Genomic DNA, 25,384 nt, shown 5'->3' with positions numbered 1-25,384 from the left:
TTAAATAAACTGTTTAAAGGAGTGACGGATGACGTCACCACGACTGATGATTCCGACCAGCTTTCCGTCTTTTAGAATCGGCAGTTTTTTAATCCGTTTCGCGCCCAGTGTCGCCGCGATTTCTTCCATCTCGGTCTCCACCGTCGCTGTGACTACTTTTCGCCGTGCCATCTCCATGACCGGTCGATTCAAGATATGCCGAACACGCTCTTCGTAGTTTTCGTCATCTCCTTTGATGACGTCGACGTAGACGAATGTATCGACGATGATGTCTTTATGTTTCCCGATCGCCCGCATGATGTCCCCGTCACTGATGTAACCGACGACCTCCTGCTGTTCGTTCACGACCGGAACACCGCTGATTCCGGATGTGATAAAACGTTCAACCACCGTCCGGATCGTATCTTGTTCACTGACGGTAATGACAGTTTCTTTCATGGATTGATAAGCTTTCATCGGAATTCTCCTTTATCAGACGCTGTAATGGAATAAGTTCATGACAATCAGTTGCACGATACAATTAAATAACATTTATGATTGTATAATACAACTATAACCGTGTCAAGAACCCTGCTCTTGTATTGACAGCGGTCGTCTCGTGCGTAATGATGAGGGCAATAAAGGCTGATATGAAGAGGTGATAAGATGTCTAATCAATCCCTGGAAACGATTGAACTCGAACTGGCGATTTTGATTCGTCGTTTGACGACGGCGACGGCCGATAACCGGAATTTGGACCGCGCGTCCTACTTGCTGTTGCGCCAACTGTCGGATTCCGGTCAAGTCGGTGTCAAGACGCTCGCACGTGAATTGCAGCTCGACGTATCGACTGTCAGTCGGCAAGCGGCTGCCCTCGATCAAAAAAATCTGGTCGAAAAAATAAAAGACCCGACAGATGGCCGGGCCTTCTTCTACAAGATCACACCGCACGGTCAACGCGAGTTGGAAATCTACCGGACCGCTCGTTTGACGAGCATCGAACGGCTCGTGACGGACTGGCCGGCTGAAGATGCGGAATCCTTTGGACGGTTGCTGAAACAGTTTAACCAAGCGTTGCGGGAACGGTGAATTCCTGAAAAACAGCAACTGGCAAACCAGTACAGAGGGCGGACCTTACATCCGCCCTCTGTTTTTGTTCAGCTGAATGTTTCGTCGTCTTCCGGTTAAATGATCGTCACATTCTGCTGAATACGCTCGATCTGCTCCGGTGTCGTGCGGCAACAACCGCCGATCAATCGGGCACCTGCCGCGTACCACTCCGGTGCAATGTCTTCGAACGCGGTACAGGCTGTTTCACCGGACCATGTTTTACTGACCGGATCATAATGTTCCCCTGAATTCGGATAGACGATGATCGGAACATCGGTCAGTTGTTTTAAGCCGGTGATGAACGCCGTCGCGATTGATGCCGGAAAACAATTGGCGCCGATCGCTGCCAGTTGCGGATGCTCACCTAAAGCTTCGAGGCACTCGACCAACGTCGTTCCTTCACTGATGTGCGTCGCGTCACGCAAAGAAAAGGCAAGCCAAGCCGATTGTTCCGGAAATTCTTCGAGCAGACGAAACAGCACTTTGGCTTCTTGTAAGGAAGGTATCGTCTCAAACGCCAACAGATCGGCGCCGGCCGCAATCAAAGCTTCGAGCCGCGGACGGTGGAAGGCTTCCAGTCGGGCATCGTCGACCCCGTAATGACCGACGTATTCCGAGCCGTCAGACAGGTAAGCGCCGTACGGTCCGATCGATCCCGCGATGAGTGCGTGACGCGCTTTTCCTCCTGTTTCTTGCCGTGCTTGTTGCGCAAGATGGACGGTTTGTTGAATCAATTCAAGCGCTTCGTCCGTTTCGATTCCCCGGCTCTTGAAGCCGTCGATACTCGCCTGATAACTCGACGTGATGGCACAGTCTGCTCCGATTTTAAAATAATCGGCGTGCACACGATGAATCTGCTCCGGTTCTTCGACCAGTACACGCGCCGACCAAAGCGGATCGTCGAGATTACTGCCGTTGCGTTCAAGTTCGGTCGCGAGCGCCCCGTCTAATAAGATATAGGGTTTTTCATGTAGCAACCGTTCAACTGGATTGTTTTTCTTTGACATCTTCCACACTCCGTTTCCATGATTTTTTAGTCAGATGATGGACGACGTAACATAAGGCAATGAAGGGAACACCAAAGTACAGCGCCACCCGTTGTGTCGGATCAAAGGCGATTCCGATCAAAGAAGCCAGACACATTAAAAAAGAGACGATTGGGACAAGCGGATACCACGGCGTCCGGTACACTAAATCGTTGAGATCATTCCCCTCCTGCAGATACCGTCTTCGGAACATGAACTGTGACGCGCTGATACTCATCCAGACGACGACAACGGCAAGACCGGAAATCGAGACCAGGGCAATGTAGACCGAACCCGGCGCATAAACACTGGAAAACAAGGCGAGCAGACCACCGAGCATACTGAAGAATACAGCACGTGTCGGTACACCACTCGCATTCAGCTTGGAAAAGAACGGTGTAATCATCCGTTGATCGGATAAGGACCAGAGCATCCGCGACGCGGCGTACAATCCGGAATTCGCAGCCGACAGAATGGCTGTCAAAATGACGAAGTTCATGATGTCCGCGGCAAACGGCAGACCGATTCGCTCAAACACGGCAACAAACGGACTTTCGAGGACACCTTTTGAATCATTCGGTAACAAAATCGCAAGAACGATGATCGTTCCGACAAAAAACAGGACCAATCTGAAAATCGTCGTGCGAATTGCCAGCGGCACCGTTCGTTTTGGATCGACGGCTTCCCCTGCTGCGATTCCAATCAGTTCCGTCCCGGAGTAAGCGAAGTTGACGGCAAGCATCGTCATCAAGATGGCGAAGGCACCATTCGGAAACAATCCGCCTTCTGTCAAAGGAGCAAGCAACGGCGCCTGTGATCCGTCCGCGAGCGGTAAAAATCCGACGATCGCTGCTGTTCCCAAGACGATGAAGACTAAAATCGTCAATACTTTAACGGCGGAAAACCAAAACTCGACCTCCGCGAACAACCGGACCGTCAAGACGTTGATTCCTAAAATCATGACGACGAATACGCCGCTGAACATCCAGACCGGAACGTCCGGGAACCAGCGTTGCATCAACAAGCCGGCTGCCGTGAATTCCGACCCGAGGGCGACCGTCCACGTCAACCAGTAGAGCCACGCCACCGTATAACCGGTTCCGGATCCGATGTACTTCGTCGCATAACTATGAAAGGCGCCGGTTTCCGGCATATGTACTGCTAACTCTCCCAAACACAGCATCACGAGATAAACTGCCAGTGCCCCGACCAAGTATGATAAAATCGTTCCGATCCGACCGGCCTGCTCGAGTGTATAACCTGTACTTAAAAACAATCCTGTCCCGATGACACCACCTAGTGACAGCATGACGATATGCCGGGATTCCATTTTTCGTCGAAACGTCTCCTCTTTCATCTGCTCTTCCACACTCCTCTTTCTCTCATTTACAATAAAAAAACGCACCCACATACATGGGTGCGCCGGTCGACAATCAAAAGAAGCTTATCGATCGGGTACGACACCCGCAGGAATTAGCACAGTATCTTGCGACCTGTTGCTGAGGCTTCAAAGGGCCAGTCCCTCCACCTCTCTGGATAAGAATGTAATTTTTCATAACAGTACCAACCACGTTCTGAATTGTCAACACAATTCAGAATATATCATTTAAAAAAACGTCTTACACCAGAACGGTATAAGACGTCTTTTGCTTATTTCTTCGCAAACAAGTCAGCTGTTTTCAATGCCATCCGAACCGCTTTCCGGTTCAGGGTGCCCTGCTGATGTTTCATTTCTTTTGTTTGATTGTTCAACTTGCCTTGAAGCGATTTGATTTTTTTGTCTTTCTCAGCAATCTTCGCTTTATCGCGTTTTTGAGCTGCCACGATTTTTTGTTCTTCTTCCGGGAAGTACGATTCAAAACGTGAAACGGCTTCTTCGATGCTGATTCCTGTAATCGGTTTGACGACTGGAAGCAGTTCGGCTTTCGCCATTTCCCGATCAAACGGAACGTTCTCCGGATAGTTTGTTTCTTTGTAGATATGCTCTAAGTCGTTTGTGTTCAAGAACTCGACGAAGTTATCGAAGTTACGTGCCTGTACACGAGCCGGGCTTTGGAAGTCTGCAGACTCGATTACATCCGACAAACGTGTGCTGTCTGTGATGTCATTTGCCCAGATGTGTGTCAATTGGTGGTAATCCGTCAATTCACGCATCCGTGCATCTTTCGGAATCAGGATACTTGGTGTTCCGGCAAGCGTCGCCGTGATGTTCCCGTGAAGACGTGCTCCAAAGCTGAAGTCGGCTTCTTTTAAGAAGTCGATCCATGTCTGTGCATTCAAGAAGAAGCGGACACGGTCGTTCATGTATGTCGGATCCGACATTTTGACCGGATAGTTCGTGACCGATAAGTCAGCAATCGGATGTGTCCCTGTGTACGTCAAGCGTAACTCTTTCATCCATTGCGGGATGAAGTAGTGGTTCGGGTACTCTTCCATTCCGCGTGTGATGAAGTTCAGGACGTTCTGCGGTGCAAGACGTGACGAGTTGACGCCGATCATCGAATCTTTCGTGATGTTCGTTTCACGGATTTTCAGATCACGGCCAAACGCATACATCGATGGGCAACCGATGACTTTGTGATCGATTCCTTCGCGGAAACCAAGGCGCGTCAAATATTTTGATGTGATTTCACCGCGAAGTCCAAGCATGCTTGAACGTTCGAGGACGGCACTGACAAACGCCTTTACATCTTCATCAAATGAAAAACCTTCTTTTAAGTCCGGCTCAAACGGTGCGCGTAGACCAACGCCGATGACGACGACTGGAATCTTCAGCTTTTTAATCAATTTTGTATATTTACGAAGTGTCGGAACGAATTCTTTACGGAATGCGTCTGCGAGTGGAATGACGTACAGGTCGAAGTTGGCGTTGATCTCATCTGCACGCTCTTCTTCATAGTAGTAATAATCCGGTGTAATCGTCGTGCCTTCTGTCATCAATGTGCGGAAGATGCTGTATTGATAAATCAGGTTTCCAACGTTTCCTCCGATTGAATTGTGTTTCATGAGATATTCTGCGTCGAACTGTTCAAACGGTGTCATACCAGCGCGAATAATAATACGTTTCATGTAAAGTAATTCCCCTCTCACTTCTGTTTTCATTGTCCATTAAAATTAGCTCACAAAAATATATTTTACTTTTTATTCAACCAATCCATTTAAGGATAGATGAGTTTAATTCAGTAAGTCAACGAATTGCTTGAATTTAACATATTCTTGACTGCGTTTGATTCTAATCTGTACATCCACATTAGATTTCCCGATATAACAAATACTTAAACCTGTTTTAATTGATTCCGATAGATTTCGAGATTCGTATGAATCATCCGCAAGAGCGGTTGTGCTGTCTCTTCCGTAGAGAGCAGTGTCTGAAAAAGATGCGTGGATTCGACATCGTTGCCTTTTTCCATATCGCGCTGAAGTGACGATTTCATCGTCTCGCTCATCTGACGGATCTGTTGTTCTTGAACCTGTTCGATTTCGTCACTGAACACAGCTCCCTGTTGCTCCATCGCCTGTTTGGCTTCAGCCGTCAATTGCCGGATCAGCTCCATCCCCTGTGCCTGCTCCCGAATCGGACCAATCGCCGAACGGAAAAGCGACGTTACCCCTGAAAACGTCGTGATGAACAAATACTTGTTCCACATGTCACGGATGATCGTTTCCGAATACTTGATCGGCGCTTTTGTTCCGGTCAGATGCCGTTCCAGTTCTTCCAGGCGTTGCGTTCGTTCCCCCGTCAATGGACCAAACAACAGATGGTGGGAAGGACTGGTTTGAAGAATCCGTCCCTGTTCATCCAGCGTCGATTCGATGAAGCATAGTCCGCCGAGCACACGGTGATCACCAAATGTTTCAGTTAACCGCTCCAGATGTGCCATTCCATTTAACAACGGCAAAATGTATGTATGTTCCGCGACAAACGGTTCGATATCCTGTACGACCTGATCCAGATGGTAGGCTTTCGTCGAAAGCAGAATCAGATCAAACGTCTCATCTGTTCCGGCTTCGATTAAACGTGGCGACAGCTTAACATCACCGTGCGGACTGCTGATCCGGAGTCCGGATTGTTCCAATTCCTGCATGCGGCGTGGACGGACTAAAAACGTGACATCCTCCCCTTTTTCCGCCAAACGTCCTCCAAAATAACCGCCGACCGCCCCTGCTCCGACAACTAAAATTTTCATTTTCATACCTCCATATATCTGATTTTTTTCTTCCATTAGTACCTGTTCTTTGTTTAGCCTATCATACAGATCAGACCGAATTGGACAAAGATGACAATTTAATTAAAGCGCTTGCATTTTAGTTTCCGTCGTTTATACTACTTGTATACAAGTATACTTATCAAACAAAGTAGGTGATTTTATGTCTGATCTTTTATACCCGATTAAGTGGTTATCAAAAGCATCTGCCGGTGATCGTGTTGCCTATGAACTGCGGATGCGGATCATTTCCGGCAAAATCGAAAGCGGGACAGTCTTGTCTGAAAATAAGTTGGCCGCTGATTTTTCCGTCAGCCGTTCTCCGGTTCGTGATGCCTTGAAAGTCCTGGCATCAGAACGGATCATCCGGTTGGAGCGGATGGGGGCTGTCGTCGTCGGACTGTCGAAGCGCGACATCCAAGAAATCTACGATGTCCGGCTGTTAATCGAGACGTTCGTCTTTGAACGTCTCGTACGGATGGAGCGGCAAGAGCTGGTCCGTGAACTGAGCAAGGTGCTCGAGATGATGAAAATCGCCATTAAATACAAGGATGCGGACGAATTTTCCTATCAAGACGTCTTATTCCACGAAACGATCATCCGATCGATTGACCATGGTTACGTCAGTATGATGTGGCAAAATCTAAAACCTGTCATGGAAAGTTTCATCTTATTGTCGATGCGCCAACGCATCGACGAGGACATCGAGGACTTCGACCGGATCCTTGCGAACCACGCCCTCTACATCGAAGCCATCGAAACCGGTGACCGCAAACGAATGATTGCCTCGCTGCATCAGAACTTTGATGATGTGCAGGAAGTCGAAGATTTATGGAAGTCACAACAACTGATGACGAAGGGAGTCGAGCCACATGACTGAATACATGTTAGGGATTGATATCGGCACGACCAGTACAAAAGCGGTGCTCTTCACGACGACAGGGGAAGTCGTCGGACAAACGAACATCGGTTATCCGCTTCATACACCAAACCGTTCAACGGCGGAACAGGATCCGGAAGAGATTTTTCATGCCGTCCTCGAAAGCATCCGGTTGATGACGAAACAACATCCAACGGAGCAGCCGAAGTTCGTTGCCTTCAGCAGCGCGATGCACAGCTTGATTGCGATGGACGAACACGATCAGCCGCTGACTGCCTGCATCACATGGGCGGACAGCAGGAGTGAAGTCTGGTCGAATCGGATCAAGGAACAATACGGCTATTCAATTTACCACCGGACGGGAACACCGGTTCATCCGATGTCGCCGCTCAGCAAGATTTGTTGGCTTGTCGAAGAACATCCCGACATTGCTGCCCAAACAAAAAAATACATCGGCATCAAGGAATTTGTTTTCCAACGTCTGTTCGGTGAATATGCCATCGATCATTCACTGGCGTCAGCAACCGGCTTGTTCAACATTCATGAACTCGACTGGGATGCAGAAGCCCTGCACGTCGCCGGCATCGACGCATCGAAACTGTCGCGCCCGGTTTCAACGACGACTTCGTTTACGAATCTCGCACCGGAATACGCCAAACAAATTGGACTGGATCCATCCACACCATTTCTGATCGGAGCCAGTGACGGCGTGCTGTCGAACCTCGGTGTCAATGCGATCCGTAAAGGAGAAATCGCGATTACGATCGGAACGAGTGGTGCCATCCGGACGATCATCGACCGGCCGCAAACTGACGAAAAAGGCCGGATCTTCTGTTATGCCTTAACCGAAAACCATTGGGTCATCGGTGGTCCGGTCAATAATGGAGGGATGGTCTTACGCTGGATCCGGGATGAGCTCGCATCGTCGGAAGTCGAAACGGCGAAACGACTCGGAATTGATCCGTATGCTGTCTTGACGAAAATCGCCGAGCGGGTCCGCCCGGGTTCGGACGGATTACTGTTTCATCCGTATCTGTCGGGCGAACGGGCACCGCTTTGGAATCCGGATGTCAGCGGCTCGTTCTTCGGCTTGACGTTATCGCATAAAAAAGAACACATGATTCGGGCAGCGCTGGAAGGTGTCATCTACAACTTGTACACCGTTTTCCTTGCGCTCATCGAGTGTATGGATGGTCCGGTCACACGGATTCAGGCAACCGGGGGGTTCGCCCGTTCTGAAGTGTGGCGTCAAATGATGGCGGATATCTTCGAATCAGAAGTCGTCATTCCGGAAAGTTTTGAAAGTTCATGTCTTGGAGCCTGTATTCTCGGATTGTATGCGACGGGGGAAGTCGATTCATTTGAGGTGGCCGCAGACATGATCGGGGATACGCACCGTCACGTGCCAAACGAAGAGGCGATGCACGAATACCGGCAGTTGTTGCCGATCTTCATCAGCTTGGCGCGTGTTCTGGAAACCGATTACCGGCGCATCGCTACGTATCAACGGGGTTTGATTCAAAAAGAAATTTAATTTAACGTTTTTGGGGGAAGTCACATGCCATTAGTCATTGTTGCCATCGGGATTGTTTTGTTACTCGTCTTAATCATGGGGTTGAAGTTAAACACGTTTATCTCCCTGATCATTGTCTCGTTTGTCGTCGCGCTCCTGCTCGGGATGCCGCTTGATCAAATCGTCACGACGATTGAAGCTGGAATCGGCGGAACGCTTGGTCACCTCGCCTTGATCTTCGGACTCGGTGCGATGCTCGGAAAACTGATTGCGGATGCTGGTGGTGCGCAACGGATCGCGATGACGCTTGTCGCGAAATTTGGGGAAAAGAACATCCAATGGGCGGTCGTCGTTGCCTCATTCATCATCGGGATCGCCCTCTTCTTTGAGGTCGGATTGGTACTGTTAATTCCAATCGTCTTTGCGATCTCACGTCAGCTACGCGTTTCGATTCTTTATCTCGGGATTCCGATGGTTGCAGCGTTATCGGTCACACACGGTTTCCTGCCGCCTCACCCGGGCCCAACGGTCATCGCCGGTGAGTACGGTGCGGATCTCGGACAAGTGCTCTTATACGGCTTCATCGTTGCCGTGCCGACGGTCATCATCGCCGGTCCGATTTTTACGAAGTTCGCTAAACGGATTGTGCCGAATTCATTTAAGAAAACCGGCAACATTGCGTCACTCGGTGAACAAAAAGAATTTGATTTAAAAGATACACCGGGATTCGGTATCAGTGTGTTCACGGCAATGCTACCGGTTCTCTTGATGTCGATCGCAACTGCACTAACGTTATTACAGAAGACACTCGGCTGGGACAACAATCCGGCTTTAGCCGCCATCCAGTTCATCGGAAATGCCTCGACGGCGATGCTGATTTCCTTGCTTGTCGCGGTCTATACGATGGGACTGGCCCGTCAGATTCCGATCAAAACGGTCATGGATTCGTGTACGACCGCCATCACCCAAATCGGGATGATGCTGTTGATCATCGGTGGCGGCGGTGCCTTCAAACAGGTCTTGATCGATGGGGGTGTCGGTGATTTCGTTGCTAAAACCTTTGAAGGAACAACCTTATCACCGATTTTACTCGCCTGGATCATCGCTGCCATCTTACGGATTTCGCTTGGTTCGGCAACCGTCGCTTCGCTGACGACAGCCGGTCTCGTCATCCCGTTACTCGGTCAATCGGACGTTAATCTGGCGCTCGTCGTCTTGGCGACTGGAGCCGGCAGTCTAATCGCTTCGCACGTCAACGATGCCGGATTCTGGATGTTTAAAGAATACTTTGGATTAACCATGACAGAAACATTTGCGACGTGGACGGTGCTCGAGACGCTTATTTCCGTCTTTGGACTTGGCTTCATTCTCTTGCTCAGTCTCGTCGTCTAAAAAAAGGAGTCGGTCTATATGCTACATTCAATCGGAGTCATCGGGCTTGGCGTCATGGGGCGCAACATCGCCCTTAACATGGCAAGTCATCAAGAAAATGTCGCTGTTTACAACTACACACGTGATTTAACAGATGAGCTGATGGCCCATAACGAAGGGTTATCGATCCATCCCTATTATGACGTTGCGGATTTTGTTCAATCCCTTGAACGTCCGCGGAAGATTTTCGTGATGGTCACAGCAGGCAGTGCAATCGATTCAGTCATCGAATCACTCGTCCCGCATCTCGAGACGGGCGACATCATCATGGACGGTGGAAATTCCCACTTCCTCGATACAGAACGCCGTTTTGATCAACTGCAGCAACACGGTATCGAATACATCGGCGTCGGTGTCTCCGGCGGTGAAGTCGGTGCCCGTACCGGTCCTGCCATCATGCCGGGCGGAACAAAAGAAGCCTACGCACAGGTTGCCCCAATTTTGACGAAGATTGCTGCCAAAGTGAACGGTGAACCGTGTTGCGTCTACATCGGACCAAAAGGGGCCGGTCATTTTGTCAAAATGGTCCATAACGGCATCGAATATGCCGACATGCAATTGATTGCGGAAGCTTACAGTTTCCTCCGGTTCCGTCTTGGACTCGATGTCGAAGAAATCGCTGATGTCTTCTCATCTTGGAATGAAGGCGAACTGAAAAGTTACCTGATTGAAATCACCGCCGATATTCTCCGGAAAAAAGATGACGAAACCGGTCTTCCATTGATCGATGTCATCTTGGACCAAGCCGGTCAAAAAGGCACCGGCAAATGGACGAGCATGCAATCGATTGATAACGGAATTGCTTCTTCAATCATTACGGAAGCGCTCTTTGCCCGTTATCTTTCGGCTGTTAAAGAAGAACGTGTCGCGGCAGCTACCGTCCTCACTGGACCGGAAGCCCGCGAGACACTCGACAAAGACGTCTGGATCGAGCGGATCCGACAAGCCCTCTACATGGGGAAAATTGCGGCTTACGCGCAAGGTTTCACCCAGTACCGGACGTCTTCCGAATTGTATGACTGGAACTTACGCCTCGAAGAAATCGCGTTGATTTTCCGCGGCGGCTGCATCATCCGGGCCGAGTTCCTGAACGTCATCAGTGAGGCTTTCGCGAAGGACGAATCGCTTGCGAACTTGATGCTCGCACCGTACTTCGCCGAGAAGGTTCAGGACTATCAAACGTCACTGCGCCAAATCGTCGCAGAAGGTTCTCTGTCAGGACTCGCTGCTCCATGTCTCAGCACTTCGCTGACGTATTACGACAGCTACCGGACGGCTGACTCCAATGCCAATATCCTGCAAGCACAACGCGATTACTTCGGGGCACATACGTATGCCCGGACCGATCGTGAAGGCACGTTCCACACGGAGTGGCAATAACTTATACAGCTCCTGTTTCCTGTTTCATTTAAGGAAATGGGAGTTCTTTTTTTGTTCACACTTTGTTTATCAGGATAGGAAATTACAGGTTATCTCTTGACAAAACAAAGCGGTTATATGAAATTAGTATTAGATTAGAATTATTCTAGTGTGATAGATACAGTTTTTTCTTAGTACTAGAACAGATTCTTAAATAGAACCCAACAGGAGGATTTTTATCATGTCTTTAATCGGAAGTGAAGTAAAACCATTCAGTGCATCAGCATTCCATAACGGAGAGTTCGTCGACCTTACAGATGCTAATCTTCGTGGAAAATGGAGTGTCGTTTGTTTCTACCCAGCAGACTTTACATTCGTTTGCCCGACTGAGCTCGAAGATCTTCAAAACCAATACGCAGCACTCAAAGCGCTTGACGTTGAAGTTTACTCGGTTTCAACAGATACGCACTTTACACATAAAGCTTGGCACGAAACTTCAGAAACAATCGGTAAAATCGAGTACGTCATGATTGGTGACCCGTCACACGTCATCTCACGCAACTTCGAAGTCTTGAACGAACAAGACGGACTTGCAGACCGCGGAACGTTCATCATCGATCCAGACGGTGTCATCCAAACGGTTGAGATCAACGCAGGCGGAATCGGTCGCGATGCAAGCACACTCGTTAACAAAATCAAAGCAGCACAATACGTACGCAACAACCCAGGCGAAGTTTGCCCAGCGAAATGGGAAGAAGGTTCTGCAACACTCACACCGAGCCTCGACCTCGTCGGAAAAATTTAAGGAGCGGATTTGAGATGGCTTTAGCAGCAGATATTAAAGCACAACTCGCTCAATACTTGGAGTTATTGGAAGGAGATCTTGTCCTCGCGGTCAGCGCCGGGACAGACTCCGTTTCTCTTGAGATGAGCGAGCTCGTCGAAGAAATCGCGAGCATGTCACCACGAATCAGCATCGAACAGGCGTCACTGGCCAGGACACCAAGCTTCAGCGTCAATCGTGTCGGTGAAGAGAGCGGGATCACGTTTGCCGGGATTCCACTCGGTCACGAGTTCACGTCCCTCGTCTTGGCGTTACTCCAAGTCAGCGGTCGTGCACCAAAAGTCGATGCTTCACTGATCGATCAGATCAAAGGGATCAAAGAAACGTATCATTTTGAGTCTTACATCAGTCTCAGTTGCCACAACTGTCCGGATGTCGTCCAAGCCTTAAACGTCATGAGTGTCCTGAACCCAAACATCAGCCACACGATGATTGACGGCGGTGCGTTCAAAGAAGAAGTTGAAGCGAAAGAAATCATGGCTGTCCCAACGGTCTTCGTCAACGGCGAAGCGTTCGGAAACGGTCGGATGTCGCTCGAAGAAATTCTTGCGAAACTCGGTACAGGCGTCGACGCATCAGACTTTGCCGATAAAGACCCGTACGACGTTCTTGTCGTCGGTGGAGGTCCTGCCGGTGCCAGTGCTGCGATTTATGCCGCACGTAAAGGCATCCGGACCGGAATCGTCGCTGAACGGTTTGGCGGTCAAGTCATGGATACGATGAGCATCGAGAACTTCATCAGCATGAAGTATACGGAAGGTCCGAAACTCGTGGCGAGTCTTGAAGAACACGTCAAAGAGTACGGCATCGATGTCATGAACCTTCAACGGGCAACGCGTCTTGAGAAAAAAGACCTCGTTGAGCTGGAGCTTGAGAACGGTGCGGTCTTGAAAACGAAGAGTTTGATCCTTTCAACAGGTGCACGCTGGCGCAACATCGGTGTGCCGGGCGAACTCGAGTTCAAGAACAAAGGGGTCGCTTACTGTCCCCACTGTGACGGTCCACTCTTCGAAGGAAAACGTGTCGCTGTCATCGGCGGCGGGAATTCCGGTGTCGAAGCGGCCATCGATCTTGCCGGTCTCGTCAAACACGTGACGGTGCTTGAATTTGCACCGGAACTGAAAGCAGACGCGGTCTTACAAGACCGTCTGGCCAGTCTTCCGAACGTCACGGTCGTTGCCAACGCCCAGACGAAGGAAATCACAGGTACGGATAAAGTGAACGGCATCACGTATGTCGAACGCGAAACAGGTGCTGAGCATCATGTCGAGCTCGAAGGAGTTTTCGTCCAAATCGGTCTTGTACCAAACACAGACTGGCTCGGCGAAACGATCGAACGCAACAAGTTCGGCGAAATCCTTGTCGATCGTCATGGCGCAACGAACATCCCGGGTGTCTTCGCAGCCGGTGACTGTACGGACAGTGCTTACAAGCAGATCATCATCTCGATGGGATCAGGTGCTACAGCTGCACTCGGTGCCTTCGATTATATGATTCGTAACTGACTATCGAAACGCTTTGCTTCGGCAAGGCGTTTTTTTGATTAGAAAAAAGGTGTGTGTTACAAAAGATGTTTCTTTCCGTGCTTTTCTCGGGCGAGGCGCAAGCCGCGGCTTTTGCGACCAGCAGGTCTTAAAGCCGGGTCTCGCCTGCCTCTGACAGCGCGTAAACGCGCTTTTCCCCGTAGAAGTCACGGAAAATCATCTTTTAGGCCAACGCTCTCATTATGAAAGATTTAGATTCAAACTGACCTCTATAAATTGTTCGAAATTGACACTTTTAGCTAGACCAGTTATCTGATAGATTGAGAGTATTCAAAATCTATCATAAAGAAGGTCAGGCACATGCAAAAAGCAGCACCGTATTCAAGCACTCGTACCCGGCAACTCGTCATCACTTCGATGTCGATTGCACTTGTTCTTGTCGCAACAATGTTCATCAATATCAAATTGCCCATCGCAGCGAATGGTGGACTGATCCATATGGGAACAGCCATGTTGTTCCTGATTGCGATTTTATTCGGTCCACGTACAGCACTTATTGCCGGTGCCGTTGGAATGGGGTTATTTGATATTCTACTAGGCTATACGATTTGGGCACCTGGTACCATTATCGCTCGTGGACTTCAAGGATTGATCGTTGGTTACATCGCTTGGTCCGGTGGTCGAAAAGGTACGAATGTCGGATTCAATTTGATCGGAATGATCGCTTCTGTACCGGTCATGTTGCTCGTCTACTTTGTTCATGAAGGAATGGCCTTCAGCAGTTGGGCGGCTCCAGTTGCTTCAATCCCAGGAAACATCACGCAAAACGTTGTCGGAATTCTTGTTGCGATTCCAGTCGGGATTGCCTTGAAGAAAACACGTTTCTTCCGTCAACGCGGATGATTTTACACAAACAACCCCGTCCTCTTCAAGAGGACGGGGCTTTTTTGTGCTTCATATGATGTGTTTAACGAATCGGCTGTGCTTCCGTTAATTCAAGTGTTTTCGTGGTTTCGGCATGAATTTGATCAAAGAGTTCCGGATTCGCGACGAGTGACGTCCCGTACGACGGGATCATTTCTTTGATTTTTGCTTCCCACTCCGGCATTTGATCCGGGAAACATTTCCCGAGGACTTCCAGCATGACCGGCACCGCTGTTGAGGCACCCGGTGACGCGCCGAGTAACGCTGCGACCGAACCGTCTGCCGCACTGACGACTTCCGTTCCGAATTGGAGAGTCCCCTTGCCTTGTGGTGTATCTTTGATGACCTGAACCCGTTGTCCGGCGACAACGACATCCCAGTCTTCCGTTTTCGCGTTCGGAATGAATTCACGCAGTTCATTCATCCGTTGCTCCGTCGACAGTAAGACCTGCTCGATCAAGTACTTTGTCAGTCCCATCTCTTTTGCTCCTGCCGCCAGCATCGTCAACACGTTGTTCGGTTTGACGGATGTGATCAAATCGAGATTTGATCCGGTTTTGAGGAACTTCGGTGAGAAACCGGCGAACGGTCCGAACAAGAGTGATTTTTGACCGTCGATGTAACGTGTGTCTAAATGCGGCACAGACATCGGTGGCGCACCGACTTTGGCTTTCCCGTAGACTTTCGCATGGTGACGTTCCGCGATTTCTGGATTTTTACAGACGAGGAATAAGCCGCTGACCGGGAAACCGCCAATCTGTTTCGATTCCGGAATGCCTGTTTTTTGAAGCAACGGCAGACTGCCGCCGCCACCGCCGATGAAGATGAACTTCGCCGTATGGTGTTCGATCCGGTTGTCTTGGTCATTTTTGACTTTGATTTCCCAGCCACCGTCGACCCGTTTCAAATCTTCAACACCATGACCATAATTGATCTCGACATCGAGTTGTTTTAAGTGATCAAACAGAATCCGTGTCAATGCACCGAAATTGACGTCTGTCCCCGAATCGATTTTCGTGGCTGCGATCGGCTCCGGTGATGTCCGACCTTCCATGATCAATGGAATCCATTGTTTGAGTTGTTCCGGATCTTCCGAAAATTCCATTCCTTTGAACAGCGGATTAGCTGAGAGCGCTTCCAATCGTTTTTTCAAAAATGTGACGTTTTCCGCCCCTTCGACCATACTCATATGTGGAATCGGCATGATGAATTCTTTCGGGTTCGGCAATACTTGTTCTTTGACGAGGTGCGACCAGAATTGGCGCGACAGTTGGAACTGTTCGTTAACCTTGACCGCCTTGCTGATGTCGATCGTTCCGTCTGCATTTTCCGTCGTGTAATTCAGTTCGCAGAGTGCAGCGTGACCCGTCCCTGCATTGTTCCATTCGTTTGAACTTTCTTCCCCCGCACTTGCCAATTTCTCGAACACTTTAATCTTCATGTCCGGCGCAAGCTCTTTTAATAAGACCCCTAACGTTGCGCTCATGACTCCGGCACCAATTAAAATAACATCTGTTTGTTTAGGCATACTGCTCATGATATCCTTCCTATCCCCGTTTGATATTATGGACCTGTCATACCAGTTGAAAACCGCTTGTATGACGACAACTTACCTTTCCAGTATAACCCTATCACAGGTCGTTCATAAATTAAAATATCCGGTGTTTCCGACTAAAAATAAATCCATTTCCCCTGAACCGAACGCGCACATCCCGAGACATACTTTCAGGGAAAGCGGCTATATACTCTTAATAGAAGAAAAAGGGGGAACGATTCATGGCGACACGCTGGATTTTCGGCAATCAGCTGAACCACACGTTACCGCTTCTGCAGGAAGCGGATCCGAAACACGATGTCATCTTGATGGTCGAAGCAACGTCACGCTCGACCTGGAAAACGTACCACAAACAAAAACTGGTGCTGATTTTTTCAGCGATGCGTCACTTCGCAGACGAACTCCGGGACAAAGGATTTACGGTCGATTACCGGGAAGCGGACTCGTTTGACGACGCTTGGAAGCAGCACCAGCAACACTATAAACCGACGCACCTGCTGTATACGGCGATCACCGATCACCCGATGCGCCGCGTCATGGAACGGTTTCAAAACAACCTTCCGAAAACGATCACCGTCGATGTCTGTTCCGATGTTCCGCTCTTTTTATTGACGCAGGACGAAGCCGTCGCCCTGCTCGGGGACAAACCGTGGAAGATGGACCGCTTTTACCGGCAACTTCGTAAGGACCGCCGCCTTTTGATGAACGGAAACAAACCACTCGGCGGAAAATGGTCGTTTGACGCCGACAATCGAAAACCGGCGAAGGACGGCGTTGATTTTAAAGCACCGATCCGGTTCCGCCCGGATCAGATCACGCGTGACGTCATCCACAAAGTCGAGACGACGTTTGCCGATCATCCGGGTCAGCTCGATGCGTTCCACTGGCCGGTCACCCGAGCGGAAGCACAGCGGGCGCTCGCCCGTTTCATCGAGGAACGGCTTGAGACATTCGGAACCTATCAGGATGCCATGCTGACGGGAGAGGATACGTTATCGCACTCCCTGCTCTCCTCGTCGATCAACATTGGCTTACTGTCACCGGACGAAGTCATCAAGGCCGCTGCCGCAGCGCTCGAAGAGCAGGAGGCGCCGCTCAATGCCGTCGAAGGATTCATCCGCCAAATCCTCGGGTGGCGTGAGTACATGCGGGCCGTCTACCTGAGTGAGATGCCCGGTTATGAACAGGTCAATGTCCTCAAACACGACCGTGACTTGCCGGACTTCTTCTGGGACGGTCAGACGACGATGACCTGTGTCGCCGAGTCGCTCCGTCCCGTCATCGAAACGGCGCACAATCATCATATCCAGCGGCTGATGGTGCTCGGAAACTTTGCCAACTTGTTTGAGATTTCGCCGCAACAAACAGCGGACTGGTTTAATGAAATGTATATCGATGCCTATGATTGGGTCGTCCTGCCGAATGTACTCGGGATGGCTTTGCATGCCGACGGTGGTCTTCTGTCGACGAAACCGTACATCGCATCGGCGAACTACATCCACAAGATGAGCGACTACTGCGGGAACTGTCCCTTTAATCAGAAAGATGCCCTTGGGGACAATGCCTGTCCATTCAATGCCTTGTATTGGGACTTCATCGCCCGGCACGAGGAACGTTTCTCCGGCAACCAACGGATGTCGATGATGTACCGGCAGTGGGCGAAGCGGGACCAAGCGGATCAGCAGGCAATCCGTAAAAAAGCGACGGCGTTGAAAAAACAGTTGGCGGACGGACAATTTCATCGCTGAGCTTTTCATCAACATCAAGAAAGACCCGGCTCCCTGTCTTGTTCGGCAGGGAATCGGGTCTTTGTTTTTTTCCTTGATGCATCACGCACTGTGTCGTTCTGCTTTTTGATGTTTTTTCGTCCGTAACTGGTACAAGACAAACAATCCGATGAACCAGACCGGTGTCAGGAGCAAGGCAGGACGTGTTTCGTCCGCGACGAGCATGACGACCAGGATCAGTGTGAACAGACCGAGTACGAGGTAGTTGACGAACGGTGTCCACGGCGCTTTGAACGTTGAGGCGGCATGCAATTCCGGCTGTGTCTTCTTGTATTTCAAGTGACAGACGAGAATGACACCCCAGACCCAGATGAAACAGATCGCACTGATCGTCGTGACGATACTGAACGCCTGTCCCGGAATCAATTTGCTTAACAAGGCACCACCCGAGACGACCAATGTCGAGATGAACAAGGCATTTGCCGGCACGTGGTTCTTATTCAGCTTCGAAAAAGATTTCGGTGCTTGCTTTTGATTCCCGAGATTGTACAAAATCCGGCTCGTCGAGAACATTCCGCTGTTACAAGCGGAAGCGGCCGACGTCAGGACAACGAAGTTGATGATTCCGGCAGCAAGCGGAATCCCGATCAGACTAAACGTTTTGACGAACGGACTTTCCGTTGCATTCAGTCCTGTCCATGGATTGATCATCAGAAGGACCAGTAAGGCACCGACGTAGAAGAATAGAATCCGTAGCGGAATTTTATTGATTGCTGACGGAATATTCTTTTTCGGATCAGCTGTTTCTGCTGCCGAGACACCCACGAGTTCAACCCCGACATACGCGAAGACGACCATTTGGAACGACAACAGGAATCCGGTGATGCCGTTCGGGAACATCCCGCCGTGCTGCCACAGATTCTTGACTGTGACCGGTCCGGCATCTGTTTTGAAGCCGATGACGAGCAAGACGATGCCGACCCCGATCAAGGCTAAAATCGTGATGACTTTGATCAAGGCGAACCAAAACTCGAGTTCTCCGAACAGTTTGACCGTCAGGAGGTTAAAGCCGAGTAAAATCAACAGAGCGATGACGGCCGGAATCCACTGCGGGATATCAAACCAATATTTGACGTAGACACCAACGGCAATGATATCGGCCATCGCCGTCATGATCCAACAGAACCAATATGTCCAACCGGTCACGAAAGCCGCGCGTGGTCCAAGGTAATCTTCCGCGATATCCGTCAGTGACTGGTAACCGGCTTTTGACAATAACAATTCGCCCAGTGCCCGCATGACGAAGAAAATCGCAATCCCGACAAGCAGGTAGGCAAACACAATCGATGGACCGGCCAGCTGAATCGCTTTCCCCGATCCTAAAAACAACCCTGTTCCGATCGTTCCACCAATCGCAATCAATTGGACGTGACGATTCGATAAATCCCGTTTTAATCCTTGCTGTTCCAAACCTGAACTCCTCCTTTGATGATCTCTCTGTTTCCCCCGGTCAGACTGTTCTGTCAGTCCAACAAAAAAAGAGACTGGACGGGTGTCCAATCTCAAAAAAATCATCAGAATAGCAAATAATCATCCTTTGCTTGGCAAAGCCAACACAAAAAATAAAAATTTAGTACTCTTCTGTCCTTTTGCCTGAGATTGTGAACCCTTCGGCGCCGTATACACGGTCTCTCCAGAAGCTGCTCCTGCCATAGTGTGACCCATGACAATCATAGCTTTCTTTTTTTATTCGGTTGCTGAGGTGACATAATCACCTGAATTGTTTCTAATACTAGTAATCTTGTGATCGTTTGTCAACCGTTTTATTTTATTTTTTCATTTCTTCTTTCATAACGTGAAACAGGACTTTGCGTGCCGTTTCCAGAAGTCTCCTACAAAGACTACCACAGGAGGAGGAACTGATCGTGAAGACATATTATGTCATTCGCCATTGTGAAGCAACCGGACAAGCACCTGATGCTCCGTTGACGAAACAAGGTTACAAACAAGCAGACGCACTCGCCCGTTTTTTCAAAACCATCCCGGTCGACCGGATTTTATCCAGTCCGTTCCGCCGGGCACAAGAAACGATTTTACCTGTCGCCGCTCTTCAGGATTGTCCGGTTGAAATCGAGGATCAGCTCCAAGAACGCATCCTCAGCACCTCGCCATTACGCGAGTGGCGTTCCGCTTTACAAGAAACATTCGTCGATTTCGATCTCCGCTTTCCCGGCGGTGAATCGAGTCGTGAAGTGATGGAGCGGATGACGTCTGTTCTGAAAGAAGCATCGTTGCATCCGGCCCGTCATACGGTGCTTGTGACACATGGAAACGCAATGGCTTTGTTGTTGCACACCATCGATTCGACTTTTGGCTACGACGACTGGCAGCAATTGCAGAACCCTGATGTGTACCGTCTCGTTCAAACTGCCGACGGGATGACCTGTGAACGGATGCCGCTTCATCAAACCAAAACGTAAACAGGTGACAGACATTTTTTCAAGTATTCGACAAACGCATACGATTACTTTTGACCTATTCTTTTAACTTATGGAAAACATAAGAATTATCTATTTTACTTCCCCTTCGAACTCCGCTACATTTAACGAATTGATAACAAAGTGAAGTAGTTCGAATCCCCGTCTACCGGGAGATTCGGCTTAGGAAAAGAAGGGGTATCTTATGTCTACACAATCTAATCATGCACGTAAAGGGTACTTGATGATGGCCGTTCTCTGGTTCGCATATGCGACGTTCGCCATGAACTGGGTCGCGGGGTCTTCCTTGACACCACAAATCACGGCCCATTTTTTCGGTGACCGGACCGTCGATCCGTTGATTTCGCAGCTCGTCAACTATTCGATCACGACGGCACGCGTCTTCGCGAACATCTTGGCCGCACTCATCCTGATGAAACTCGGACCCAAAAAAGCACCGATGCTTGCCCTGTTGTTCCTGATGATGTCGATCGTCGCCATCTATCTGCCGAACTACTGGGCGTATACCGCAGCCCGGATGATCATGGGTCTTGGTGGCTCGATGGTCATCGTCTACATGAATCCGGTCGTCACCCGCTACATCAGTGATCCGACGGAAAAACTGCGGATCAATGCACTCAATACGGTGTCTTACAATGTTGGAGCATTCGTCGTTTCCTTGCTGTTCACGTTTTTCGCGACACAATTCACGAACAACTGGCAACTGACATTGACGATTTTTGCTGCTTTGACAGCCGTCCTGTTCCTCGCCTGGTTGATCTTCAGTGAAGAATTCGACTTGAATACGGCAAGTGATCAAAACGAAGTCGTCACCGCTTACGGTTACAAAGATGCGATCAAAGACAGCTTCTTATGGAAATATGCGTTGGCGTTCGGCGGTTTCTTGACACTCTACATTCTGTCGCTCGTCGGACTCAAACCGGTATTCGACACCTATACCGAATTAAACGGTTCGCTCGTCAATCTGCTCGTGTCCGGTGCCGGGATCATCGGAACCTTTGTTGGTCTGAAAATCGGCAGCCGCGGAACACCGCGAAAACCGATTCTCCTGACCAGCGGACTGATCATGATCGGCAGTTTTATCATCACGGTCGCGTTCGGCAATATCTCGCCACTCGTTTCGTATGTCTTTGCCTTCGTTTCCGGATTTGCGATGTACATTCAGTATCCGATTTTCATGAATCTTGCCCACGAGATGAAAGGCATGACCCCGCAAAAGATCACCGTCTTATTTGGTCTTTTTTGGGCAATTGCGTACGCCACACAGACAATCTTTACGATTCTTTGGAGCTATACGCTCGGACAAATGGGATACACGGCTTCGATGGTCGTCTTTTTCCTTTGCTGTTCGACATACCTCCTGTTCAGTTTCTTTTTACCGGAGACCAAACCAAAACAAACGGTGCCGGCTTCGAAAAAAACAGCCTAATCCCAAAAACAACCCCCAAGTCGCTCGCGACCTGGGGGTTGTTTTATTTTTGATGGGCACCATATTGATGCCGTAAGATGAACAGCAACCGGATCAACGGTTCATGGTACGAAATGAACGTTCCTTCCCGTATGCCAGCAATGATGTCGTCTTCCGTCGCCCACTTGACGGCTTGGACTTCTTCTTCCTGTAACGTCAGGGTCGTCAGATCAACGTCTGTTTCGGTTAAGTAATAGTCGTCAAACCCGTCTTCAAACGGAACTGTCAACTGCGGACGCCGTCCGGCGAACGACAGGGACAATCCGAGTTCTTCAAACAATTCACGTTCCGCCGCCGTTTGACTCGTATCGCCTGTTGTCGCACTGCCACCGACGCTGAGATCCCACATGTTGGACCAGCCCTCTTTGAACGGCTGGCGTTGCTGAATCAACATCTGTCCCTGTTCGTTAAAAAGACAAACGTGCACAGCCAAACGATAATCGCCGTCTTTTAACTCTGTTCCGCGCGGCCAGGTCCGTCCTGTTTTCTCGCGGTCTGCCGTATAGATATCCCATCGTTCCATTTACTTCTTCCCTCCTGCCCAATTATCCGAAAAGAGCGTTGCGACGGTTTTGTCTGCTTTCGCCCGATCGAGTCCGAGCACGACACTTAAAAATAGTGTCTCCGCCGCTTCATCGAGCAGTGTCAGTTCGTACTGTTTTCCGAAACGGACCCACCGTCTTTTGCCTTGCCCGATTTTGTTTCCTTGATACGTGACACTAAACGTCATCGTCGCCCAGTTGATGTCGATTTGCAGGTCTCGGCTGTCGATCCGGTAATCCGCAAACATCAAGAATCCGGTTTTTTGAATGGTCGCAACGACACGCCCGTCCACTTCAACCAGAATATGCGGCAACATGCTGAACGTCTGTTTCGTCACGCGGCCGATTTCGGCTTCTTCCTGTACGAGTTGCCAGTTTTTCTGCATTTGCAACAACTGTCCGGTCACTTCATGTGTGACGTGTCCGGCTTCGTCTTGGATCGTAAAACGTCGGTTCAAATCCATCGTCTGGTTCATCAAAAGTGATTTCATGCTTCTCTCCTGTTCTGTTAAGACGATGCGTTTGCCGCATCGTCTGCCTTCACACAATCAATCGCAACGACGAGTGCAATCAGAATCGTCTCCATCGCGGCATCAATCACCTGAATTTCGTAGCTGTCGCCAAACGATAACCACTTTTTCTCAACCTGTCCGACGACTTCCCCCTGCCGCTTGACCTGGAAATCCATGTCCCACCAGTTTCCGTCAATCTCGATTCCGGCTGCGTCAATCGTATAACGGGCTTTGAACAACGAAAATTCCTTTTCGATCGTCATCGTTTGTCCATCAACCTCAACAAAAAACTTCGGTCGGAGGCTGAGCGTTTTTTTCGTGATCGTCGCAATTTCTTCCCCGTCCGTCGTCGTAATCGAAAACGACTTCGGAATTTTCATGAAGCTGCCTTCGACGAGATACCGATCCTGCTCCTGTTCATTCTTAATCGAAAAACGACCTCGTAAACTGAGTGCTTTTTGTTTCATGTACAGTGTATGCATGGAGATCTCATCCTTTCCTGGCGACTGTGTTACACCTATTACGATATGAACGGACTAAAAGATTCATCCCTGACTTCCTTTATCTGGTTTCGCCAAACGGCTTCAATATTCCCGCCTGCAAAGCTTGTCTCCTTGCACTTTTTGTTCAATACGCTTAAAGTATATAGTTGATGAAATTTTAATTGAGCAAAACGAATTACCTTAAGGAAAGGGTTTTATATACGATGAAAAACAACTTTTGGCAGGACCTGCCACGACCATTTTTTGTACTTGCACCAATGGAAGATGTCACCGATGTCGTCTTCCGTCACGTCGTTGCGAAAGCAGCGCGACCGGATGTCTTCTTTACTGAATTTACGAATACGGAAAGTTACTGTCATCCGAAAGGTAAACAGAGTGTCCGCGGACGACTCGAGTTCACTGAAGATGAACAGCCGATGGTTGCCCACATCTGGGGCGACAAGCCGGAATATTTCCGTGAGATGAGTATCGGGATGGCGGAAATGGGCTTTAAAGGCATCGATATCAACATGGGCTGCCCGGTGCAAAACGTCGCCGTCAACGGAAAGGGATCGGGACTGATCAACCGTCCCGATGTCGCCGCTGAACTGATCCAAGCCGCAAAAGCCGGCGGTCTGCCGGTCAGCGTCAAGACACGTCTCGGCTATTCGAAAGTCGAGGAGTGGCACGACTGGTTACGCCATATTCTCGAGCAGGATATCGCCAACCTCTCGATTCACCTGCGGACGCGTAAAGAAATGAGTGCGGTCCCGGCTCACTTCGAACTGATTCCGGAAATCAAGAAACTTCGGGATGAAGTCGCACCGCAAACCCTCTTGACGATCAACGGCGACATCAACGACCGGCAACACGGGCTTGAACTCGTCGAGCAGTACGGCGTCGACGGCGTCATGATCGGTCGCGGCATTTTCCATAACCCGTTTGCCTTTGAAGTCGAAAAGAAAGAGCACTCAAGCGAAGAATTGTTGGGTCTGTTGCGTCTGCAGCTCGACCTGCACGATCAATATTCAGCGGAATTCGAACCCCGCCTCTTCAAGCCGCTCCGCCGGTTCTTCAAGATTTATGTCCGTGGTTTCCGCGGTGCCAGCGAATTGCGTGCCCGTTTGATGGACACGAATTCAACGGATGATGTTCGGGCGCTCCTCGATGAGTTCGTCGAACAGGAAGGCATTCACGCCGTCAATTCGTTTTCGATTTAAGGATTTGAATTGAACATGCGAAAGAGCAAGGCATCGCGCCTTGCTCTTTTTCTTTGTTGTTAGTCGGATTCCGCTTCCAGTCGAATCTTTAAACAGGTGAATTCAAACGGTGTGTCACCATTTATCCGTTCCAGCCGCCGTTTCCCGACCCGCCGATCGAGCAACGCAAAGCCGCGGATGAAGGCATGCGGATGCGTTAACGCTTCCTCAATCGAGAGCGTCGGATACAGCAGCAAATCCTGTTGCACGTTGTAATTGGCATGCCATCCTTCTTGCTCCAACTCATGTTCAATCTGTCTATATAATTCACGCGACGTTTTATACCAATCCGATTGAAAAATCTCCAACGTGATCCGCTCCGGCTTTTGGGGCAATCGAGCCTTCGCCAACGCATAGCGACGGTCTGCCTCCTGCGTAAAACGTAAATCTTCTGCCTTAAAAAAGGGTTCGCTATCCAGCGTCATCCAGATCCGGCTTTCACCGTCATGAAAATGCCGGTCGACTGTGGCATAAAGATCTAGACGCGGTCGAAGTGACGACGCGACGAACGATAATATCTGCTTTTTAATTTTTGAGAATTGCATCGGTTCCTCCTTTAAACACATCAAACGTCAGGCAGCTACGAA

Annotated in this window: 23 protein-coding genes and 2 riboswitches; of the genes, 12 read left to right on the top strand and 11 right to left on the bottom strand. The window is 49.6% G+C overall.

What is annotated here, in order from left to right; genetic code table 11:
- Positions 1-456, bottom strand: coding sequence for a CBS domain-containing protein (locus D3D03_RS09375; protein ID WP_026831637.1), 456 nt, complete (start codon positions 454-456; stop codon positions 1-3).
- Positions 457-645: 189 nt separating this feature from the next.
- Between D3D03_RS09375 and D3D03_RS09370 the strand changes: the two genes are divergently transcribed.
- The gene (locus D3D03_RS09370) at positions 646-1,068 is read left to right on the top strand and encodes a MarR family winged helix-turn-helix transcriptional regulator (RefSeq protein WP_026831636.1); all 423 of its coding nucleotides are present in this window, start codon (positions 646-648) and stop codon (positions 1,066-1,068) included.
- A gap of 95 nt (positions 1,069-1,163) precedes the next feature.
- Here D3D03_RS09370 and mmuM read toward each other — a convergent pair whose 3' ends face one another.
- From mmuM to D3D03_RS09350, 4 genes are all read right to left on the bottom strand, one after another.
- The gene (mmuM, locus tag D3D03_RS09365; protein ID WP_119923415.1) at positions 1,164-2,096 is read right to left on the bottom strand and encodes a homocysteine S-methyltransferase; all 933 of its coding nucleotides are present in this window, start codon (positions 2,094-2,096) and stop codon (positions 1,164-1,166) included.
- Positions 2,071-3,471 carry an amino acid permease gene (locus D3D03_RS09360; protein WP_026831634.1) on the bottom strand — a complete coding sequence of 467 codons (1,401 nt, stop codon included), beginning with the start codon at positions 3,469-3,471 and terminating at the stop codon, positions 2,071-2,073. The genes mmuM and D3D03_RS09360 overlap by 26 nt, the downstream gene beginning before the upstream one ends.
- An 84-nt stretch (positions 3,472-3,555) precedes the next feature.
- Positions 3,556-3,657: riboswitch (SAM riboswitch) on the bottom strand.
- 107 nt (positions 3,658-3,764) lie between these two features.
- Complete coding sequence (locus tag D3D03_RS09355; RefSeq protein WP_026831633.1) at positions 3,765-5,183, bottom strand: polysaccharide pyruvyl transferase family protein; 1,419 nt, start codon at positions 5,181-5,183, stop codon at positions 3,765-3,767.
- Between the two features lie 206 nt (positions 5,184-5,389).
- Positions 5,390-6,301 (bottom strand): ketopantoate reductase family protein, encoded by a 912-nt coding sequence (locus tag D3D03_RS09350; RefSeq protein WP_119923414.1) that lies wholly within the window; start codon positions 6,299-6,301, stop codon positions 5,390-5,392.
- A 181-nt stretch (positions 6,302-6,482) separates the two neighbouring features.
- Here D3D03_RS09350 and D3D03_RS09345 point away from each other — a divergent pair, with 181 nt between their 5' ends.
- From D3D03_RS09345 to D3D03_RS09315, 7 genes are all read left to right on the top strand, one after another.
- Positions 6,483-7,199 carry a GntR family transcriptional regulator gene (locus D3D03_RS09345; protein ID WP_026831631.1) on the top strand — a complete coding sequence of 239 codons (717 nt, stop codon included), beginning with the start codon at positions 6,483-6,485 and terminating at the stop codon, positions 7,197-7,199.
- Complete coding sequence (gene gntK / locus D3D03_RS09340) at positions 7,192-8,733, top strand: gluconokinase (RefSeq protein ID WP_026831630.1); 1,542 nt, start codon at positions 7,192-7,194, stop codon at positions 8,731-8,733. Before D3D03_RS09345 ends, gntK begins: the two co-directional genes overlap by 8 nt.
- Positions 8,734-8,757: 24 nt before the next feature.
- Entirely contained in the window at positions 8,758-10,104 is a 1,347-nt protein-coding gene (locus D3D03_RS09335) for a GntP family permease (protein ID WP_026831629.1), read from the top strand.
- A gap of 18 nt (positions 10,105-10,122) precedes the next feature.
- Complete coding sequence (gene gnd / locus D3D03_RS09330; protein ID WP_119923413.1) at positions 10,123-11,523, top strand: decarboxylating NADP(+)-dependent phosphogluconate dehydrogenase; 1,401 nt, start codon at positions 10,123-10,125, stop codon at positions 11,521-11,523.
- A 220-nt stretch (positions 11,524-11,743) separates the two neighbouring features.
- A complete protein-coding gene (gene ahpC / locus D3D03_RS09325; protein WP_028105377.1) occupies positions 11,744-12,307 on the top strand; it encodes an alkyl hydroperoxide reductase subunit C in 564 nt (187 codons plus the stop codon).
- Between the two features lie 14 nt (positions 12,308-12,321).
- Positions 12,322-13,851, top strand: a complete 1,530-nt coding sequence (gene ahpF / locus D3D03_RS09320; RefSeq protein WP_026831627.1) for an alkyl hydroperoxide reductase subunit F — start codon at positions 12,322-12,324, stop codon at positions 13,849-13,851.
- Between the two features lie 339 nt (positions 13,852-14,190).
- Positions 14,191-14,733 (top strand): ECF transporter S component, encoded by a 543-nt coding sequence (locus tag D3D03_RS09315; protein ID WP_119923412.1) that lies wholly within the window; start codon positions 14,191-14,193, stop codon positions 14,731-14,733.
- Between the two features lie 64 nt (positions 14,734-14,797).
- Here D3D03_RS09315 and D3D03_RS09310 read toward each other — a convergent pair whose 3' ends face one another.
- Complete coding sequence (locus tag D3D03_RS09310; RefSeq protein ID WP_028105375.1) at positions 14,798-16,291, bottom strand: malate:quinone oxidoreductase; 1,494 nt, start codon at positions 16,289-16,291, stop codon at positions 14,798-14,800.
- Between the two features lie 239 nt (positions 16,292-16,530).
- Between D3D03_RS09310 and D3D03_RS09305 the strand changes: the two genes are divergently transcribed.
- Positions 16,531-18,057 (top strand): cryptochrome/photolyase family protein, encoded by a 1,527-nt coding sequence (locus D3D03_RS09305; protein WP_119923411.1) that lies wholly within the window; start codon positions 16,531-16,533, stop codon positions 18,055-18,057.
- 81 nt (positions 18,058-18,138) lie between these two features.
- On the opposite strand, the gene D3D03_RS09300 is transcribed toward D3D03_RS09305, so the two are convergent.
- Positions 18,139-19,506 carry an amino acid permease gene (locus D3D03_RS09300; RefSeq protein WP_028105373.1) on the bottom strand — a complete coding sequence of 456 codons (1,368 nt, stop codon included), beginning with the start codon at positions 19,504-19,506 and terminating at the stop codon, positions 18,139-18,141.
- A gap of 161 nt (positions 19,507-19,667) precedes the next feature.
- A riboswitch (glycine riboswitch) is annotated at positions 19,668-19,743 on the bottom strand.
- Between the two features lie 218 nt (positions 19,744-19,961).
- Between D3D03_RS09300 and D3D03_RS09295 the strand changes: the two genes are divergently transcribed.
- Positions 19,962-20,516 carry a histidine phosphatase family protein gene (locus D3D03_RS09295; RefSeq protein ID WP_119923410.1) on the top strand — a complete coding sequence of 185 codons (555 nt, stop codon included), beginning with the start codon at positions 19,962-19,964 and terminating at the stop codon, positions 20,514-20,516.
- A 202-nt stretch (positions 20,517-20,718) separates the two neighbouring features.
- Complete coding sequence (locus D3D03_RS09290; RefSeq protein WP_026831621.1) at positions 20,719-21,963, top strand: MFS transporter; 1,245 nt, start codon at positions 20,719-20,721, stop codon at positions 21,961-21,963.
- Between the two features lie 43 nt (positions 21,964-22,006).
- On the opposite strand, the gene D3D03_RS09285 is transcribed toward D3D03_RS09290, so the two are convergent.
- The 3 genes from D3D03_RS09285 to D3D03_RS09275 are packed head-to-tail and all read right to left on the bottom strand — an operon-like array spanning position 22,007 to position 23,538.
- On the bottom strand, positions 22,007-22,525 hold the full coding sequence (locus tag D3D03_RS09285) for an NUDIX hydrolase (RefSeq protein ID WP_028105370.1): 519 nt from the start codon (positions 22,523-22,525) through the stop codon (positions 22,007-22,009).
- A complete protein-coding gene (locus D3D03_RS09280; RefSeq protein ID WP_119923409.1) occupies positions 22,526-23,035 on the bottom strand; it encodes an LURP-one-related/scramblase family protein in 510 nt (169 codons plus the stop codon).
- A 17-nt stretch (positions 23,036-23,052) separates the two neighbouring features.
- Positions 23,053-23,538 (bottom strand): LURP-one-related/scramblase family protein, encoded by a 486-nt coding sequence (locus D3D03_RS09275; protein ID WP_119923408.1) that lies wholly within the window; start codon positions 23,536-23,538, stop codon positions 23,053-23,055.
- A gap of 224 nt (positions 23,539-23,762) precedes the next feature.
- Between D3D03_RS09275 and D3D03_RS09270 the strand changes: the two genes are divergently transcribed.
- Positions 23,763-24,758, top strand: coding sequence for a tRNA dihydrouridine synthase (locus D3D03_RS09270; RefSeq protein WP_028105367.1), 996 nt, complete (start codon positions 23,763-23,765; stop codon positions 24,756-24,758).
- Between the two features lie 59 nt (positions 24,759-24,817).
- Here D3D03_RS09270 and D3D03_RS09265 read toward each other — a convergent pair whose 3' ends face one another.
- Positions 24,818-25,342 (bottom strand): SF0329 family protein, encoded by a 525-nt coding sequence (locus D3D03_RS09265; protein WP_119923407.1) that lies wholly within the window; start codon positions 25,340-25,342, stop codon positions 24,818-24,820.
- Between the last annotated feature and the right edge of the window lie 42 nt (positions 25,343-25,384).

It is taken from the genome of Exiguobacterium sp. RIT452, from assembly GCF_003598705.1.
GTDB classification, from domain to species: Bacteria; Bacillota; Bacilli; order Exiguobacteriales; family Exiguobacteriaceae; genus Exiguobacterium_A; species Exiguobacterium_A undae.
Note: the sequence above shows the minus strand (reverse complement) of the source record. Positions and strands in the feature narration are given on the sequence as shown.

What these genes read in the sequence shown, in the direction of transcription:
- D3D03_RS09310 (WP_028105375.1), bottom strand. Translation starts at nt 16,291, where the DNA reads ATGAGCAGTATGCCTAAACAAACAGATGTTATTTTAATTGGTGCCGGA.
- D3D03_RS09355 (WP_026831633.1), bottom strand. Translation starts at nt 5,183, where the DNA reads ATGAAACGTATTATTATTCGCGCTGGTATGACACCGTTTGAACAGTTC.
- D3D03_RS09370 (WP_026831636.1), top strand. Translation starts at nt 646, where the DNA reads ATGTCTAATCAATCCCTGGAAACGATTGAACTCGAACTGGCGATTTTG.
- D3D03_RS09290 (WP_026831621.1), top strand. Translation starts at nt 20,719, where the DNA reads ATGTCTACACAATCTAATCATGCACGTAAAGGGTACTTGATGATGGCC.
- D3D03_RS09270 (WP_028105367.1), top strand. Translation starts at nt 23,763, where the DNA reads ATGAAAAACAACTTTTGGCAGGACCTGCCACGACCATTTTTTGTACTT.
- D3D03_RS09315 (WP_119923412.1), top strand. Translation starts at nt 14,191, where the DNA reads ATGCAAAAAGCAGCACCGTATTCAAGCACTCGTACCCGGCAACTCGTC.
- D3D03_RS09275 (WP_119923408.1), bottom strand. Translation starts at nt 23,538, where the DNA reads ATGCATACACTGTACATGAAACAAAAAGCACTCAGTTTACGAGGTCGT.
- D3D03_RS09305 (WP_119923411.1), top strand. Translation starts at nt 16,531, where the DNA reads ATGGCGACACGCTGGATTTTCGGCAATCAGCTGAACCACACGTTACCG.
- gntK (WP_026831630.1), top strand. Translation starts at nt 7,192, where the DNA reads ATGACTGAATACATGTTAGGGATTGATATCGGCACGACCAGTACAAAA.
- D3D03_RS09350 (WP_119923414.1), bottom strand. Translation starts at nt 6,301, where the DNA reads ATGAAAATTTTAGTTGTCGGAGCAGGGGCGGTCGGCGGTTATTTTGGA.
- D3D03_RS09375 (WP_026831637.1), bottom strand. Translation starts at nt 456, where the DNA reads ATGAAAGCTTATCAATCCATGAAAGAAACTGTCATTACCGTCAGTGAA.
- mmuM (WP_119923415.1), bottom strand. Translation starts at nt 2,096, where the DNA reads ATGTCAAAGAAAAACAATCCAGTTGAACGGTTGCTACATGAAAAACCC.
- ahpC (WP_028105377.1), top strand. Translation starts at nt 11,744, where the DNA reads ATGTCTTTAATCGGAAGTGAAGTAAAACCATTCAGTGCATCAGCATTC.
- D3D03_RS09285 (WP_028105370.1), bottom strand. Translation starts at nt 22,525, where the DNA reads ATGGAACGATGGGATATCTATACGGCAGACCGCGAGAAAACAGGACGG.
- D3D03_RS09280 (WP_119923409.1), bottom strand. Translation starts at nt 23,035, where the DNA reads ATGAAATCACTTTTGATGAACCAGACGATGGATTTGAACCGACGTTTT.
- D3D03_RS09360 (WP_026831634.1), bottom strand. Translation starts at nt 3,471, where the DNA reads ATGAAAGAGGAGACGTTTCGACGAAAAATGGAATCCCGGCATATCGTC.
- D3D03_RS09345 (WP_026831631.1), top strand. Translation starts at nt 6,483, where the DNA reads ATGTCTGATCTTTTATACCCGATTAAGTGGTTATCAAAAGCATCTGCC.
- D3D03_RS09335 (WP_026831629.1), top strand. Translation starts at nt 8,758, where the DNA reads ATGCCATTAGTCATTGTTGCCATCGGGATTGTTTTGTTACTCGTCTTA.
- D3D03_RS09265 (WP_119923407.1), bottom strand. Translation starts at nt 25,342, where the DNA reads ATGCAATTCTCAAAAATTAAAAAGCAGATATTATCGTTCGTCGCGTCG.
- ahpF (WP_026831627.1), top strand. Translation starts at nt 12,322, where the DNA reads ATGGCTTTAGCAGCAGATATTAAAGCACAACTCGCTCAATACTTGGAG.
- gnd (WP_119923413.1), top strand. Translation starts at nt 10,123, where the DNA reads ATGCTACATTCAATCGGAGTCATCGGGCTTGGCGTCATGGGGCGCAAC.